General features: G+C 42.7%; 11 protein-coding genes and 2 pseudogenes. 4 read left to right on the top strand and 9 right to left on the bottom strand.

Going from position 1 to position 16,491, the window contains the following annotated elements; all coding sequences use genetic code 11:
- Positions 1–486 precede the first annotated feature (486 nt).
- Together O9332_RS15040 and O9332_RS15045 are read right to left on the bottom strand one after the other, a co-directional pair.
- Positions 487–1,455: an endonuclease/exonuclease/phosphatase family protein gene (locus tag O9332_RS15040; protein ID WP_223213101.1), complete on the bottom strand. Its 969-nt coding sequence runs from the start codon at positions 1,453–1,455 to the stop codon at positions 487–489.
- Positions 1,456–2,441: 986 nt separating this feature from the next.
- On the bottom strand, positions 2,442–2,816 hold the full coding sequence (locus O9332_RS15045; RefSeq protein ID WP_288026224.1) for a hypothetical protein: 375 nt from the start codon (positions 2,814–2,816) through the stop codon (positions 2,442–2,444).
- 508 nt (positions 2,817–3,324) lie between these two features.
- On the opposite strand from O9332_RS15045, the gene O9332_RS15050 reads away from it, so the two are divergent.
- Together O9332_RS15050 and O9332_RS15055 are read left to right on the top strand one after the other, a co-directional pair.
- The gene (locus O9332_RS15050; RefSeq protein ID WP_002763616.1) at positions 3,325–4,761 is read left to right on the top strand and encodes a folate/biopterin family MFS transporter; all 1,437 of its coding nucleotides are present in this window, start codon (positions 3,325–3,327) and stop codon (positions 4,759–4,761) included.
- A 455-nt stretch (positions 4,762–5,216) separates the two neighbouring features.
- Positions 5,217–5,948: pseudogene (locus O9332_RS15055) on the top strand (IS1 family transposase); the annotation flags it as partial.
- Here the strand turns inward: O9332_RS15055 and O9332_RS15060 are convergent.
- Together O9332_RS15060 and O9332_RS15065 are read right to left on the bottom strand one after the other, a co-directional pair.
- Positions 5,946–6,386 (bottom strand): annotated as a pseudogene (locus O9332_RS15060) (IS1634 family transposase N-terminal domain-related protein); the annotation flags it as partial. The pseudogenes O9332_RS15055 and O9332_RS15060 sit on opposite strands and share 3 nt — an antisense overlap.
- 716 nt (positions 6,387–7,102) lie before the next feature.
- Positions 7,103–7,645 carry a hypothetical protein gene (locus O9332_RS15065; RefSeq protein ID WP_002762495.1) on the bottom strand — a complete coding sequence of 181 codons (543 nt, stop codon included), beginning with the start codon at positions 7,643–7,645 and terminating at the stop codon, positions 7,103–7,105.
- Positions 7,646–8,711: 1,066 nt separating this feature from the next.
- Here O9332_RS15065 and O9332_RS15070 point away from each other — a divergent pair.
- Positions 8,712–9,836, top strand: a complete 1,125-nt coding sequence (locus tag O9332_RS15070; protein WP_002762496.1) for a hypothetical protein — start codon at positions 8,712–8,714, stop codon at positions 9,834–9,836.
- A gap of 529 nt (positions 9,837–10,365) precedes the next feature.
- On the opposite strand, the gene O9332_RS15075 is transcribed toward O9332_RS15070, so the two are convergent.
- The 5 genes from O9332_RS15075 to O9332_RS15095 form a co-directional block, all read right to left on the bottom strand.
- Entirely contained in the window at positions 10,366–10,932 is a 567-nt protein-coding gene (locus O9332_RS15075; protein WP_002734536.1) for a DUF4231 domain-containing protein, read from the bottom strand.
- A 51-nt stretch (positions 10,933–10,983) separates the two neighbouring features.
- Positions 10,984–13,161, bottom strand: coding sequence for a tetratricopeptide repeat-containing protein (locus O9332_RS15080; RefSeq protein ID WP_002762498.1), 2,178 nt, complete (start codon positions 13,159–13,161; stop codon positions 10,984–10,986).
- Between the two features lie 117 nt (positions 13,162–13,278).
- Positions 13,279–14,232: a ligand-gated ion channel gene (locus O9332_RS15085; protein WP_288026229.1), complete on the bottom strand. Its 954-nt coding sequence runs from the start codon at positions 14,230–14,232 to the stop codon at positions 13,279–13,281.
- 132 nt (positions 14,233–14,364) lie between these two features.
- The gene (locus O9332_RS15090; RefSeq protein WP_502846655.1) at positions 14,365–15,150 is read right to left on the bottom strand and encodes a PDC sensor domain-containing protein; all 786 of its coding nucleotides are present in this window, start codon (positions 15,148–15,150) and stop codon (positions 14,365–14,367) included.
- 72 nt (positions 15,151–15,222) lie between these two features.
- Positions 15,223–15,411: a hypothetical protein gene (locus O9332_RS15095; RefSeq protein WP_288026231.1), complete on the bottom strand. Its 189-nt coding sequence runs from the start codon at positions 15,409–15,411 to the stop codon at positions 15,223–15,225.
- A gap of 309 nt (positions 15,412–15,720) precedes the next feature.
- On the opposite strand from O9332_RS15095, the gene O9332_RS15100 reads away from it, so the two are divergent.
- A complete protein-coding gene (locus O9332_RS15100; protein WP_002762501.1) occupies positions 15,721–16,428 on the top strand; it encodes a hypothetical protein in 708 nt (235 codons plus the stop codon).
- Positions 16,429–16,491 lie beyond the last annotated feature (63 nt).

Consider the following 16,491-nt stretch of genomic DNA (forward strand, 5'->3'; position numbering starts at 1 on the left):
CTCGATTGTCTATCTTTTGGTATTAACCTGTTGATGCCTTAAGTCCTTCCCTATATGGATTTCAGCTACTTTTGAGCGTAGGCGCTCTCATCGAATTTTATTTTAAGTTAATTATTTGCATAACAATTCCCGAAGAGCCCAGAATCTTTCCCTATATTACTCTCAAATAGAGCGATCGCAAGAAACTTTCCATATAACACGACCATAAGTCTGTTATGCCGATTAGCACATTTTTTTATGAACCCTCCACCACTACCAGAGCAGCGATCATACTAATGTAAGAAGTAGATGATCTATCCCCAATTAAGTGCTAATCTGGCAGAGGATATTAGATTACCTAGACTTATCAACTTCAATGAATGAGTAAGGTGCGTTCCCCAAAATCGATCGGTGGAGTGGTAGGACTGACCTTAGGGAACGCACCCTACGGCGATAACGATCGCATTGCCCCGTATTGCGATCGCTATGAACCTGAGCTAAAACAAGCTACATCACGCGTAGTTTTGCAATCACTGGACGATGATCAGATACACCTGAAGGCAGTGTGATGACCTGATCAACCCTGACATTTTGGCTGACGAAAATGTGGTCAATGGGAATTTTTAGAGCTTGTTTCCAATGATCGAAATGGGATAGCGATCGCGCTTCGTCAGTATAAAACCAGGTTGGATTTAGTCCATGCCCTAGATTGACACTGCGTAATCCTGAGTTAATGATAAAGTTGCGAAAATAAATCGACCAGGAGGTGAGGTTAAAGTCACCCATTATTACGGTAGTGATTGACTGCTGTGCTGCATAGGCTGCCAAGGCCACCATCGCCTGGTTACGATTGATAAAGTTAGGCATGGATATAGGGGCAAGGGGATGGGCAACAACAACCCGAATGGGGTGTCCTGTCACATTAACGCTTGCGAATAGGCTATGGTGGCGGGTTCCCAAGTTGTCAGTCGTCGCCTCTGTAATGGGATAGCGGCTAAATAAACTCAGTCCGCCTCCCGTTGCGCGGTAATAGTAAGGATAAAGATCCTGCACATTGTCTAGTAGCTCTGCTGCCTGCTCCTTGAACGGTTCAACTAACCCGAATACATCTACGGGATTTGCCCGAACCAGGTCAGTCACGGCACTGGTCTCCCATAGTTGGTAGTTGACGTTGTAGGTCATTACAGTCAATGGGAAACCACCAGTTCTAGCATCTCGCAACCTCGGAACATACCAGGTACCAATTGTGCTGGCATAAAACCCCAGTCCGACAGCTAACGTGATCATCAATTTCCAGCGCGAAGGACGGAACCTGGGTAAAAACAGAGCCAACAGCAAGATCAAAGTCAAGCCCGCAAACCAAAGATAGCCTGTCCCCAAAATCTCAAAAAACCATAGCTTGTACCATACTCCAGGGGTGAAGCTGATTAGCAACAGGCTAAGTGCCATCGACCACAGCAAAATACTGGTCAGCATAACATCTATTGAAAATCCAATGGCTTTGTCACTGGGGACTAACTAGATATTATACGGAAACTTTCCACACATCACCCCCAATACACATTTTAAAAAAAATCTTTCTGTATATTACTCTCAAATAGAGCGATCGCAAGAAACTTTCCCAATAACACGACAATAAGTCACCCCTTGTGCAACTATATTTTTAGTCTTGATTTACAAGGCTTTCAGAAATTATACCATTTTTCATAAGTAGGGTTTGCGGCAAAAAGTTTTTCGTGGGGGCAAGGGGGGGGGTAAGATACCTGCCAAGAATAAAGAAAAATGGTATTAGCAGAGATAAAGTATCCTCTGGAACCCTGATTCTGTCGTTTTTAGTTGCAGATCGCGTTAAGTCTGTTATGCCGATTGGGGCATTCTTTTATGAACCCTCCACCACTACCAGAGCAGCGTACTGCTACGCCGTGCCTTCGGCATCGCATTAATGCAACAAGTAGATGATCTATCCCCAATTAGCTGCTAATCTGACAGAGGATATTAGATTATCTGGACTTACAGCCTCAATGAATGAGCAAGGTGCGTTCCCAACAATCTATCGGTGCAGTAGTAGGACTGACCTTAGGGAACGCACCCTAGGGCCATGGCGAGCGCACTGAAACAATCCACTACGAGAGCAGCAACTATTGTAGGTTGGGTTGACGCTAGGAAACCCAACCAAGAGTAACCTTTGGGGTGGTTGGGTTTCGCTTAAACAAGCGAATTGAGCCATTTTCGACCCAGTATTGTTGCGCTCAACCCAACCTAGGAGGCGACGCGATCGCACTACTGGCCAAATACTCCAATCCCGTAATAACAGGGACTGTTTCCGCATTTATACATACTTACCAGGATGCGGAACTCGCCAGTCCATCTGGGGGTGACTGTTACTAAAGGCTTATCATCAGCCGAGGTAAGCTAAACGGCGCTTAACCTGCATGATCCAATAGCTATAACCCTTTTGGAGTCTATATCGGTGATCCGAAGTAAAAGCCGTTTAGCTTATCCGTAGCTATTACCCGATCATTTTCATCATAGACCTTAATATCAAGGTCAGAGCAGTCTTTGTCACAAACGCCGATGATGACGTATTGCATTCCCTTCTGAAGGTCTAAAGTAGAAGACTTTGCGCCGCCATTGGCCAAGGTGGCGATTTTATAGTCATGGGTCTTTTCAAACCCCCTAGCTCCCAGAAGGTCTCGGGCGCCATTAAGCTGGCGGCGCACCTGCACAACGTATTGAGTTTGGCTTGAAGTTTGGGCCGGAGCCAGGCCAGAAGCAGCTAACACCGTTGCGACGGAAAGGCAGGAACAGACCAGTAGGCCTCTGAATCGTCTTTTCATCATTTTCTCCTGAAACTGTTGTTGGTGCAGGAGGTGAGGATTGAAATCTGCCGTGGCACCACTATCACGACAGTCCTCAGAGGGTGGAGCGAGAAGTATTCTCAAACCAATTAAAACCAGGTTGAGGGAACTACGAGGGAGGCGAAGTCTATCAGCAAAATCGAATCTGTTACAAGCTCTATTTCTTAACTGGCAGGATAGCCGCCCAGCTAGATATTAGACCGAAACTTTCCCCATATCACCCCAAATACACATTTTTTTAAAAATCTTTCTGTATATTACTTTCAAATAAAGCGATCGCAAGAAACTTTCCACATAACATTACAATAAGCCTTTTATGCCGATTGGGGATGGGGAAGTGGGGAGCAGGGGAAATTCAACTAAAACCCTAAAACCCAATACCCAACCGCCAAAACCTAAAGCTCAACAGTTAAACCCTAACAGCTAACGCACCGATCGAGCGCTCAATCATTATTATAGAGACAGTAACAAATATTTATGAAACTTCATGCTTATTAATCGCCTTGGCATCGATCGCGGGAAAAAATTCCTTAAAGAGAGTATCTTATTCGGAAATGACCCTAATCCCGAATTAATTGGCATTTTAGGGGTTTATTTCGTGCAGGGCATTCTCGGACTCTCCCGATTAGCGGTTAGCTTCTTTTTAAAAGACGATTTGGCCTTGAGTCCCTCCCAGATGGGGGCATTAATCGGAGTGGCGGCGATTCCTTGGGTGATTAAACCAGCTTTTGGCTTTCTTTCGGATGGTTTGCCTATTTTCGGCTATCGTCGTCGGCCCTACCTAATTTTATCGGGAATTCTCGGGGTTTTAGCTTGGTTGGCCCTAGCCACTGTGGTGGAGAATGCTTGGCAAGCGATGGCCGCGATCCTGCTTGGTTCCCTTTCTGTCACCATTAGTGATGTCATCGTCGATTCTTTGGTAGTAGAAAGAGCGCGCAAAGAGTCCTTCACTCAATCCGGTTCTCTACAGTCCTTAACTTGGGGAATATCGGCGTTAGGCGGCTTAATTACGGCTTATCTGGGTGGTTGGTTACTGGCACACCTCGGCACTCGTCCTGTCTTCGCTCTCACGGCTATTTTTCCCCTGATTGCCTCAGCCATGGCGTTTTTAATTACAGAGGAAAAAGTCAAGAATAACAATGATTCACAATCCACGCCGAAAGTCAAGGAGCAAATCGGGCAACTATGGTCAGCCATTAGACAAAAATCAATTTTATTACCCACTGCCTTTATTTTTCTCTGGCAGGCTACCCCTAGCGCCGATTCTGCCTTTTTTTACTTCACCACCAACGAGTTAGGATTTGAACCGGAATTTTTAGGACGAGTGCGCTTAGTCACCAGTTTAGCCTCGATCCTGGGCATCTGGGTATATCAACGGTTTTTAAAAGCGATTTCCTTTCGTTTAATTTTGGGTTGGAGTACGGTGATTTCCGCGCTTTTAGGGATGACTACCCTACTCTTAGTTACCCATACTAATCGAGCGCTCGGTATTGACGATCATTGGTTTAGTTTGGGGGATAGTCTCATCCTCACCGTCATGGGACAAATTGCCTTTTTACCGGTCTTAATTTTATCGGCCCGTCTTTGTCCCGTGGGCATTGAAGCATCTCTATTCGCTTTATTAATGTCCATCTGGAATATGTCAGGATTAGTTTCCCAAGAAATCGGCGCTTTATTAACCCATTGGTTGGGAGTCACCGAAACTAATTTTGATAACCTTTGGTTATTGGTAGTGATTACTAATCTCTCCACTCTCCTACCTTTACCCCTAATTAAATGGCTACCTTCTACGGATCCCCAATCTCAGGAAGTCAAGAAAACTTTTCCCCCCGCAGAAGTCTTTGAACATCATGTTACTGGTTCTTTAGCCGAACCGGGTTTTATTCCTGAACTTGTCCCCGAATTAATCGAGACAAGAGATTGACACTCCCATTGATTATTCCAGAAAACGGGTTTCTTTGAGAAACCCGTTTTCTATGGCAAATTCTCAATGCCATCTTCATCTTGCTTAATTGAGAACAGTTTTTAACTTTTCCAAGACAGAATTGTTTAACGTAATTTTTCCCATTCTTCTAATATTTGCTGGCTGTAAAATTTTATCCAGCAAGCTTTTGCTGATATCTCCTTAGTGTGGATTAGGAATCCAGATTTTGGTAATGATTCGGTAGTAGTGGCGTAGCCCTCTTGCTTACCTGGTATGAATTGTGTAAAATATTTATTAATAAAAATAATTGGAACCCGCTCAGTCTTTAAACCTCTAGCTTGCTCATGACTTTTCTGATAAATATCTTTTTCTGGCTCCTGTCTGGCTTACTCAAATATCAGTCTAGCACCGAACAAAGTGCCCCCCTAGTTCACCTCCGTTCCCCTGTCAAGCGTTGTGGTTCTCACCATACTATCAAGAATGGTTCTATTCATAATGGAAAACCCAAACGTCAATGTAAAGAATGTGGTCAACCGTTTGTGTTCAATCCCACTAATAAAACCGTCTCTGACGAAACCAAACAATTAATTGATCAACTCTTGATCGAACGAATTTCCTGACGAGGAATTGCTAGAGTAACAGGGGTAAGTTGGTCATGGTTACAAAAATATGTCAACAATAAACTGGCAGCTGTCCCCCGTCAAATAAAGGTTTCGGACAAACCAAAAGGTAAATTGGTTAGAGAATGTGATGAGATGTGGTCTTTGGTTTTTTCTAAGACGATAAAGGTTTATATTTGGCGGTTAATTGATAGAAAGACACGGGAAATTATTGGTGGCTATGCGCGGAGATAGGAGTCGTCAATCAGCCAAAAAACTTTGGGACAGTTTACCAGGCGTTTACCGACAATGTGCAGTTGCTTACACAGACTTTTGGGAGTCCTATAAGACAGTAATTCCTAGTAAACGTCATCGACCAGTCGGTCAAGAAACTGGTCAAACTAATCCTATTGAAAGATTAAATAATACCTTTCGACAAAGGATTTCTCGGCTGGTGAGAGAGAGTCTATCTTTCTCTAAAAAAATGGAGAATCACGTTGGGGATCCCTTTGGTATTTTATCCATGACTACAATGCACAGCAAAGCAAAGGATTAAGCCGCCATCACTACTACCGAATCACCACCTAATTCGTCTTCATCGGCTTTCTCTAAGTCTAACAATTGTCCTAAACTCTGACTGCAAGTCTCGCTATTAAATCCTCTCACTGTGGCTAGTTTCGATTTAGGATTGATGATTCTTGCCACAATCATCGCCACCACTAAGTTTCTGATTCGAGAGGATTTTTCACTGATTATTTTATCTAAACCTAATTTTTTAATCGTCTCTAAAATAGCCATTACATGACCAGGAGGAAGACTTCTAATCACTTCAAAATGATTGGGAATGCCTTCAGTCATGGACAGTGTTGCCCCTTTAAGAGCCAGTTTTAGATTGTCGATAATATCATCGGGTAATTTTGAGAGATTGGCCAGGGTTCTTTTTTTGACTTGATCTCCTTCTCGATAGGATTCACGAAGAAGAACAGCGGGGGGGGAATTACGGTTAGGAACTTTTTCTATATACATGACCACTATTTTAGCAAATGGAGAGAATTCTTTTTCATTAAGAAATTTTACAAATTACATGGGTACATTAAGAAAAGTTAAGGGGTGTATCCATTGATGGATAAGGGTTTTCGGCTATTATGCTATATATGTATGGGGGAAGTTCAGTTATACCCATTTGTTATTTCCCACGCTAAGAGAGAAATTGTTAACTAGAGTCAGTGAACAGTTTTGTTATCACCTTGTTCTCTAATTAAGTAGCGTCACAACACCTATGGTATGCAAATATTTTGACATAGTGATCGCTTTTTTACTACAGCAGGCTGGCGTTGGGGAGGGCAAGTGCCAACGCAGTCAGGCTGGTAATGCCTACGATCAGGAGGTTGGCAAAGTTCATGACATAGGCGCATACTGGGAGGGTTATTTTTTAGTATCGCTCCTATGGTGAGAGGGGAGAAGAGTGGAAGGGCGATCGCGACTGTCTCGAAGGCGGCTATTGAAATATAAATTCTTGTCCAAAACCTCTGTAGCCTTATGCTGGGATCTCAAGATCGGGGAATGGTTACACCAACACCAGCAAATTAAGCTGAAGAAACACGGGCGACTTGCCAAGAGCGTTTTTCGCTACGGCTTAGATTATCTTTGCTCTATCGTCACTGATTTAGACTTGAAACAGCGTGAGTTTTTACACTCCTTGCGATTTTTGTCCTGTACTTAGATCGGCATTACCCCAAAGGCTACTTAGGATGTTTATTGTTTACTTTTTCTTGTGAAGGAAGTTGATTTGGCTTTTGCTGCGTAGGATTAGTGAAGTATGTAAATAAAAGGTAGCCAACACCTGCCGAAACTAGAAGTATTAGAGTAATTTTCAACCATAATGGCCATTTTGTCTTGTATATAATTGTGAAGCATACTAGTCCTGCACTGATAGTAATTATTACATTCCGCACATTTGGGTCAGAAATGTATTCAATTAACCAAGAGGCAAAAGAATTGGCATTATCGGGAGCGCACCCCCAAGCAACAAAGTTTTGAGCCAATTCTTGCTGTGAGGTCTTGATAGGGAGACTAAGTGCCTCATAAGTTAATTTACCTAAAACACCACCTTTTGCTTGACCTATAAGAACAGCAATGGAGTCTTTGTTGTCGTCTTTTGAAACGTCATTACTTCTTGAGATATGTTCCTTATGTATAGAAGCAGTCCGCGCAGAAGAGTTAGATTCAGGTGTATAAGTTTCATATCTTCTAGACAAAGTTTGGCTTGTGTTTCTTAGTTTCATTACTTGAAAACCTCTTTAAGCGAATTAAGACTGAAAAGGCTTCGGTTGAATAATCTTAGCCGTCACCGTCCCCACCACATACTGCTCTTTGAGGACAGCGATCGCACTTTAAATTCAAAAACACGCCACCGCCGTACCCGCCAAACCGATCTTCCGGTAATAGTCGGGAAAAGCAGACCCAGTGCTTTTTTATCTATAGAATTTTCTTCGATAAACCGTGCCAAAAGGCTCTAATTATTTACCTCTTATTCACCTATCCCTACTCTATCTCCGATAATCTCAACGAATGAGGCTGTTTTCATAAAATTTAACGATTAGCCGACAATGAATCGCAGAAATATCCAGCGATCGCTAAAGTGCTTAACAAAAGAAATTGTAATCTTATCGATTTTGACCGTGCCACTATCCAAAGGAATAGATTAGATTTCTTGAAAAGACCAATGCGGGGAAATTACCGAGTAATCACCTGAACTTTTTCCTTATCCGTAAAGATCGGGAGATGTGCATATTCTTGCTATTCCTAATACATCTGAGAGCGTCCGTCCTGTCGAATTTATCTTTAGTTATAGGCCGACATTCCACACATCTTCATATACTTTTATATATTTTTACATTCCCCAAGATGTTTTGACGAAAAACCTTCATTGTAGAAACTACTATTGAGAACATTTTCAATAATTGATTTTTTCTGAGAAAAAAAATTACAATTCTTCACCTTGATAAAAATCTAAGTAGCTGGTTATAATTAAATTAAAAATGGATTTTAGGTTCGATCCCCCCTGCCCCCCTTGATAAGGGGGGTGCCGATAGGCGGGGGGATCCCCCCTTAATCCCCCCTTGATAAGGGGGGTGTCTGATAATTTTTAACGCCTACCTACTTATCATTGTAGCTATAGTCCCTACTGGCAATGGGTTTTAAGCAATATATTAGTAAAAATCATCAATTGAATGTTAAGAAGTGCGGAAAGTGAGTTCAACAAGGTTTTTAGATTTATTCAGCAAACCCTGACTATCCCCGTACAATTATCAGCATATCGATCATAAACCTTGAGATAGGTTGCACACCATGAGCGAATACCAATATTACGAATTCCAAGCGATCGATCGCCACCTCACCCAAGAGGAAAGAGCTGCCATAGGCGAGCTATCGAGCCGCGTCAAACCGACGGCAACGAGTGCCAGTTTCACCTATAGTTACGGCAATTTTCGGGGGGATCCCAAACAGGTGCTGGCTCGGTATTTCGATATCATGTACTACATCGCCAACTGGGGAACACAGCAATTAATGTTTCGTTTTCCCACATCCCTGATCAACCGAGAGGCAATTGAACTTTACTGTATCGATAATTATATCAGCTTATCTTTTGCGGGAGATTGGGCAATTTTAGATTGGGAATTTAGTCAAGAAGAAGGTTTTAATGACTGGATAGAAGGAGAAGGGATTCTATCGGAATTGATAGGATTACGCCAAGAAATTCTCCAGCAAGACTATCGAGGATTATATTTAGCCTGGCTGAAAGCTATTGACTTATCCGAGGGATATATAGACATCGATAAGACGCAACTAGAACCTCCTCTACCCCCCGGACTAAATCAACTTTCTGAATCTCAAAAGGCTTTTACGGAAATCTTTGAATTGGACGAACACTTATTAAATGTTGCTTGTGCATCCAGTGGTAAACTAACAACTATCTCGGAGCAAACTTGGCAACAAGCTATTACTCAATTATCCGCTTCTGAACGCCAAGATTTCCTATTAAGATTGGCTAAAGGAGAACCTAATTTATCTGCTAAATTCAAACAAAAGCTGTCTCAATTAATCCCTACTTCTCCCCCCTCTAACCAGCCTCGACGCACGGTTCAAGAACTTCTTGAGGCTGCTTCTGAGGAAGAAAAAAAGGCAGAAAAACGGCGACAACAAGAAGCGGAAGCCAAGCGAATTGAGGAACTACAAACTTTAGCTAAACGGGAAGCGCAAGTTTGGCAGCAAGTCGAGTCCCTAATTCAGAAAGCCCAGTCTAAATCCTACTATGAGGCTGTTAAATTGTTGGTCAAATTAAGAGATTTAGCCGAATATCAAAACGGGTTGCCCGTTTTCCAAGAGTGCCTGAACCAGATTTACGAACAGTACAGTAACCGGTCTGGGTTGAAGAGGAGGTTACAGGAAATAGGACTTACCGACAGTAAGTGAATCGCTCTTGAATTTTCTATTTCTTTGTGTTTTCATGCAGCACTAATTAGGGCTTGCTGAATAAATCTAAAAACATTGTTGGATAAGGCTTTTAGACTTTTTTCTCCTCAAAAAGTGCCAACCATTGGAGTGATCGGGGGTAAAATTCAGCTACTTTTTCCCTGAAAATTAGGTAACTGACTGCCTCAAAATCGGTAAAACCCCACACCCCACACCCTGCCCCTAGGAAAAGCTTTTTCAGCAAACCCTATATATTTTTCAGCTTACTAGCCCCCGCCTTTTCTTTCCACCCTTATCCCGAACTGACGTTAGCCTATACTCAACGGATTTAGTATGATACCAAATCTGTTTTTAACAATCTGATTAACTCTCAAGTTATGGATTGTTTCTCCCTGCTCCCCACTATCCTATACTTTTTAAACAGGATTTGGTATCAGATATCTGCCTAATATTATCTCAGGACTAAAAGGTTTTCTGGTGGAGAAATCGACCTAATTGACACTCCCATCGCTAAATATTCCTTGTCTTGCTACTGAGGTGGTGTTTTAGCGATTTCTGCTTGCTGTTTTGGCTTTTCTTTCTCCTGTACAACCTGGCTGAAATACCCTTCCACATCGCGCTGGATAATGTTTTCTACTCGTTGAGCAAAATCGGGATAGACTTCGGCGTGATTTTGGGCATGGCGATAAGAACCACTCAACTGGAGAAATTGCCAGCCCTCAATTTTCATCGCCTCTGCCGTGTTGCGATAGTGGCGATAGCGTTCGCCATAATGAAAGAACTCTTCAACGGCAGCACTGATAGCAACCACCTGACTTAAGCCAAAGGCGAGCCAACCGACTACTACTTGAACGTCATTGGCGTTGATATTAAGACTGACCAAGGCCGGAACAATCACCCCCCCGATAATTGTGAGCAGTCGGAGAAAATAGTATTGGTTGCGGGTTGTCTGGGCCCTGCCTTCTAGCCACAGTAATTGCTCGAGCCAGCGGGCTTTCATAAACTGCTTCTGTAAATCTGGCAAGTCAATCTGCTCGATCAAAGCAGAGATTTCTTGCTGGAACTGCTCACGATAAAGTTTGGACTTTTTTGGCATAATATTTGTACTTTTAATCAGTTAGTAGAAAAAAATTTCGGCTCTGGTTTCTCAAGTTTCCCGATTTCCGATTCCCGCTCCTTGAGCTTTCCAATAATCAAACTTAGTTGTGTCTAGATGCTCGACAATCCCCCCCAATTGACGCACTTGCTTGACCATATCACCAGTCCCGCCACGTCCATCACCGCCTTTGCCATCCCAGAGGACAATCAACCGCACCCGATCGATTCCGTAGATCAAACCGGAATAGAGCGCCCAACGATTGTTGCGCTCAAAGGGATTGCTTCCTTGCGGGACCGGTCCGATTCGTTCCGGTTGTAGGTTGAGCGCGACCTGGGGATGATTCTTAATCCTATAGAAACGCTCTACCCAATCATCGCCGGCAAAGCTGACTGACTCTTCAATAAATTGAGCCGACTCGAAGGGCAGATAGACCTCGACTTTCATCTGGCGCTCTAAACAGGCTTCTAGAAACAGGATATCGCCCCCACAAGCGAGTCCCGGCACGATCGCCAGATCCGTGGTATCAGCTTGCAGCTTATCGAGTACCTCCTTAATTTTTTGTTGCGCCTCGGTTTCCATATCCGAGGGAAACCGAGGCCTCGGGCGGTCTGGCTTGTCAATCATGTGGCCGGAGAAGAGGAAAACTTGCGGAGGTTCCTTCACCGTTGGGGAGGAGATCGCGGCTTCTTGATGTTCTATTCTCTCCAATTCTGCTTCGAGGACATCGAGGCCCGACTTGACATATTCAAGGCGGAAATTCAGGGATTCTAAGAGTTTCAATTGTTCTAGGGTTGAAAGTAAAGCAAATTTATTGTTCCAGAGCCGGTTGAGCGCCCTTTTATAGGCTCTGGCCACCTGTTGCGGGTTGCGGGCGGTACAGATGGCCAGATCGCCGAGGGAGAGGAAGACCCAAACATCGTTGTTATCCTTGAGAGCAGCACTGTCCAAGCTAAATTTAACGGCTCCAGACAGCACCGGCAACTCCTCTTTGATCGCTTTCTCTTCTGGATCGCTATCCTTGCCAGCCGGTGGCGCTAAATGCTTCAGCAGAGATGATAAGATCAGGGCGTTGATGCCGGAATAGTAATGATTCTGATCGAGGCGGTAGGCTTGCAGGTAAGTCTCAATCGCTTTTTGTAGTAAGTGGGCCGATGCGTAAGCTATTTGGCGGCGCTCCGCTTCATTGGAGATGCCGACCCATCGCTCCTTCCACATTTCCTTGTAAATGCGAGCTAAGTAGGAAATGGCATCTATATTGGCCGGTTCATCCCGCAGCAGCGACTCTAACTGTACGACTGCCTCATCATATCGCTTCAGTCGGCTCAGGTGAAAGGCTTCCTCGCGCCGGAATTCGGCATTTTTCGGCTGCATTGTCAGTCCGTTGCGATATTGCTGCAGCGCAAGTTGATAATTTCCTAGATTTCTTAAGGCTTTCCCCGCTTCGGCGATCGCCTCGCATTTGATTAGGGGGTTGCTCACTTCTTCGATCAACAGCAAAACGTCACCAATGCGATCTTGGCGTTGGGCGATCACAACCCTTTTCCGCCAATTATTGTACTCATCCCAGTAGCCAATGGCTAGGGGGGTTTGCAGCGACCGGCGATCGGGTTCTTCCAAGCCGTCGAGTAAATTGAAAATGGGGCTGTGAATGCGATGATGGTCTGATTCCCCGGTAGCGCGAGCCATTTTAGCGATCGCCTGTTTGTCTTTTTCCAGGTATTGGCGATCGGGCTGGCCATTCTCGTCACAATGGTAGGGGAGAGTGCGGACGTTAAAAATATCGAAGGGCAGATAACCTCGGCCCGACTGGATATGAATTAGTCCCCGCTTGCGTAGGGCGTGGCGTACTCCTAACTCATAAAAAACGTTGGCATTATCAATGCTGAGGTCAGCAATTACCAGATCCGCCAGCAATAGTTCCTGAAACATATCGGTGAGGATATCGCCGCTGACGCTTTCTTCATCGGCTCGAAACGGCTCAAATCCAGCTTCGATTAAGGCTGGTTTAATTAAGTCTTGATAGATGCTATTAAAATCTATCCAGCGGTCGTCTGGCCCTTTTTTCTTACCAAAGGGCATGACGACGAAGGCATGGGGCAACCCCTGGGGGCTGGCAGCGGTATCATGCTCTTGTTTCGGTTGGGGAACTAGCTCTAGGTTCGACTCAGAAACTTGTTCGGCGTTGGCGGCAGAATTTTTCTGGTCAATAATTTCTTGACTGGGCATATTAATCTTTCTGACTCAAGCAAGATTGATCATAACTTATTTTAGTGAGATTGAATCCCTAGCCATTTTTTGTTAAAAAAGGGTTCTTCTCAACCTAGTATGTAAAAAGGTAAGAGCCTAAAAAACTAACATAGTTACCAACAGTAACAGTGCCAGATTAGTTGGCCAATAAAGTAGCTTTGGGATTAAGTTATTTTTATAATCAATCCAATCAATTTTGATATTAGAAGCAAAAAGTATGGCATTAATTGCGACTAAAAGAATCATTATATATAGTATAAAGTAGAAATAATCAAGATAAATAATACCTGCCGTGATAATTTTTTGTCTGAGATTAATCTGATCGATAATGACAATGAAAAGAAAAGCCCCACAAGCGGAAACGATCTCTAAAGCGGTAAAATCTTGATTTTCACCGCTCTCTTTATGTTTGATGATCAGTATTTGAATACAAAAAAGCAGTAATAGGACAACAATAATTATCATCATATTACTAATCAGTACATTGATAAAATTTCGTTGGAGAACAACCGTAAAATAGAGTTCGGGAAAATTGTCCTGGCCGATATAGCTGTTAAGTCCAAAATTGGTATTATAGTTATTGAGTTTGTACTGGAAAAAACTACTCTTAATATCCCAACCAGGTAAAACAAAATCCTCTGCTAAACCGGGTAGGGAAGTAGGAACCATCAAATCGTAGGCATCAAAATCTGGGGTGAGGATGATATTTTTGTAGAAGTCTTTAGGCCAGAGGCGAATCCAGACATCTTTAACATCAAAGGGATATTTAGAATAATCAAAGTTTTCTCGGAGTTTAGCTTCAAAATACCAGACGATCACTTCAAAATTTTGGTCTTGATGACGATGAATCTCGGTTACATTGGGATCAACTGCTTCGGGAAGAATAAAACCCCGACTGACGTTTTGAGGGATATTCTTATCATACTTTTGCCAAATATAGCCCGTGATAAACACATCATTAGCATCTTCAAATTCTAGAGACTGCACAAAAACTCCTGTGGGAATATAGAGGGGGGAGTCTTTAGGGTTTTCGGATTTACGAGATTGCAAAAATTTATTTAAACCCGCTTTTTTCAGAAGCACTATATTGTTTTTCTGTTCGATTTTATGTTCAGAGATTTGGAGATACCAGATAGATCCGATTCCCGCCAGCAAGACAACAGAAGTGGAAGAAGAGACAGCCTAAAGACTGCGAACACTGCCTTTATAAGCGCGAAAAATTAGGATAAATAGAAAAAAGAAAAAGCTAATTATCTGTAGATTAATCAGCAGCAGTTTGTGATGTAAGCTCTTGGTATTTAATAAAATTTCATCTTGAATGAAGACAGCACTTAATGTCCAACTTGTAGTAGGAATAGGTTCAAAAAATATCCAGCTAGATTGTCCCGTTAAGGGATTTTGAAAATCCATTTCAATCTTAGAGCCTTTGAGAGCTTTTTGGGCTGGAACTCGCAATTTTTCGGGTTTATATGCTTGAGAAATTATTTGAAAGATGGTTTTTTGCTCTTTAACCCAATCTTCTCTATGACTATAGATAAAAGTTCCTTTTTTAGATAGGATAAATCCGTAGCCAGTCTTACCTAGTTTGAGGGAGTTCATTAAGTTTTTTAACCCATCTAGAGAATAGTTGGCGAAGACCACCCCAGAAGGAATATTTTTTTTGGTTTTCGGATTAAGGCGATAAAAAGGAGTGCTAAATTCTGCGAGTAAAGTGTTAGTTGCCGCTCCAAAATGAGGTTCTAACCAAACTGAACCGGAGGCTAAGGGATGGATATACCAATCACCCTTTCCGGGTTGAGTATAATCGTAAAAAGATTCCAGTTGCAGTAATTGCAGTTTACCCTGTTTTCTGGTGTAGTAGGGAGCATAGAGACGTATCTGAGATTTGTAAGTATAGGAAGCATAAGCCGCACCGACACCGAACCAATTGGGATTTTGTTCTATCGTGCTTTTTAATCGCTCAAGCAACTGTCGATCTTTAAGTTTATCCTTACTGATATCGTGGGCGATAGAATTGGCACTATCCTGGAGTTTACGAAGCTAGTTATCGATTTCTTTAGCGGCGCGGATAGCTTCTTGTCGAGCATTATTTTTCGCTGTTTCTCTGGTTTGATTTTTCTGCCGCCAGTAAGCATAAATGGTGAAGGTGGCCGACAAGAAACTGATAACGCAGAGAGATAGGGACAGTCTAAAGATTCGTTGTTGCCAAGGATTGGTTTGAGTTTGCATTTTTAGTAGCGTTTGTAACAAATTATGAAATTGTATCTTAGGATACGAAATATTGGCGGGGTGGTGTAATAGATTCTTAGGGTAACTGATTCTAAGGATCAAGAACAAATAAGACTTTAAGGTTCAGGCTTAGATATCGAACTGACCTAGTTTTTTAGAGTGTGTTTCAGTCTCACTTCTGAAACTCAAGTCTGAATAGGTTGCTGCCCAACCTTAACCCTTGGGATTCAGCTGGTTCAGAACTTCTCAAAAGCCATCAACAAACTTCTTAAGTCTTTTGGTCAGTCTACTAAAGGAAGATGATAAACAATGAGTGATGCCGATCAAGGAAAATCGTTAAACAGCAAAGAAAAAGTCCGTGAATTTCCATTAGCTTCAGTCTTACAAGCAGACATACCTCCTAGATGGAAGCCGTTAGGTATTGCCCGTTTAATTGTCTTGTTAGTTATTTTTGTAATCGGGATAACTTACCTGGCTTTTCCCGCTGCTGCTACAGCACAACCTAAGCCGATTTTAGTTTCTCTGGTTTCCTCTTCAGGTAAAGCGGCGCTCTTAAATCCCACATTTGATAAGAAAAAAGTCTCCCTGGGAATTACACCCACAGGTTGGAGCAATGGTGATGACCCTAGTATTGATCTGAATCCTCCAATTAGATACCAGCAAATTCTCAGTGAAATGGCATTAGCTGGTTTTCAAGGTTCGCAAATGTCAGGTAAATTTCCCCAAGAAATCTCAGAATTAAAAAGTGAGTTAGCCCTTCGCAATTTGACGATTTCTGAACCTTGGGTAGGAACCAAATTCACGGAGGGGAAAGAATCTGAAACCTTGCAGGAATTCAACAAACAAATGGATTTCATGAAGCAAATCGGCGGTACACAGATTGTGGTTGCTGAATTGGGCTATGCCGTTCACCAAGATAAGAGCAAAAATCCTTTAAAAGGGTTCTTCGTTACTTGGTATGGTTCGATAGGGGGGCATAAATCGACTAAATCCTTATCTGGCAAGAGACTTAATTGATTAGTTCGCTCTAGAGCAAAAACAATTGACAAAAATCGCTAAATGCTTTTCTATATAAGGGTT

This window comes from Microcystis sp. LE19-10.1B, assembly GCF_027530565.1.
In the GTDB taxonomy this organism is placed as follows: Bacteria; Cyanobacteriota; Cyanobacteriia; order Cyanobacteriales; family Microcystaceae; genus Microcystis; species Microcystis aeruginosa.

Excerpts from the sequence above, each read along its gene's own strand:
- O9332_RS15040 (WP_223213101.1), bottom strand. The coding sequence starts at position 1,455 with ATGCTGACCAGTATTTTGCTGTGGTCGATGGCACTTAGCCTGTTGCTA.
- O9332_RS15045 (WP_288026224.1), bottom strand. The coding sequence starts at position 2,816 with ATGAAAAGACGATTCAGAGGCCTACTGGTCTGTTCCTGCCTTTCCGTC.
- O9332_RS15050 (WP_002763616.1), top strand. The coding sequence starts at position 3,325 with ATGCTTATTAATCGCCTTGGCATCGATCGCGGGAAAAAATTCCTTAAA.
- O9332_RS15065 (WP_002762495.1), bottom strand. The coding sequence starts at position 7,645 with ATGAAACTAAGAAACACAAGCCAAACTTTGTCTAGAAGATATGAAACT.
- O9332_RS15070 (WP_002762496.1), top strand. The coding sequence starts at position 8,712 with ATGAGCGAATACCAATATTACGAATTCCAAGCGATCGATCGCCACCTC.
- O9332_RS15075 (WP_002734536.1), bottom strand. The coding sequence starts at position 10,932 with ATGCCAAAAAAGTCCAAACTTTATCGTGAGCAGTTCCAGCAAGAAATC.
- O9332_RS15080 (WP_002762498.1), bottom strand. The coding sequence starts at position 13,161 with ATGCCCAGTCAAGAAATTATTGACCAGAAAAATTCTGCCGCCAACGCC.
- O9332_RS15095 (WP_288026231.1), bottom strand. The coding sequence starts at position 15,411 with ATGCAAACTCAAACCAATCCTTGGCAACAACGAATCTTTAGACTGTCC.
- O9332_RS15100 (WP_002762501.1), top strand. The coding sequence starts at position 15,721 with ATGAGTGATGCCGATCAAGGAAAATCGTTAAACAGCAAAGAAAAAGTC.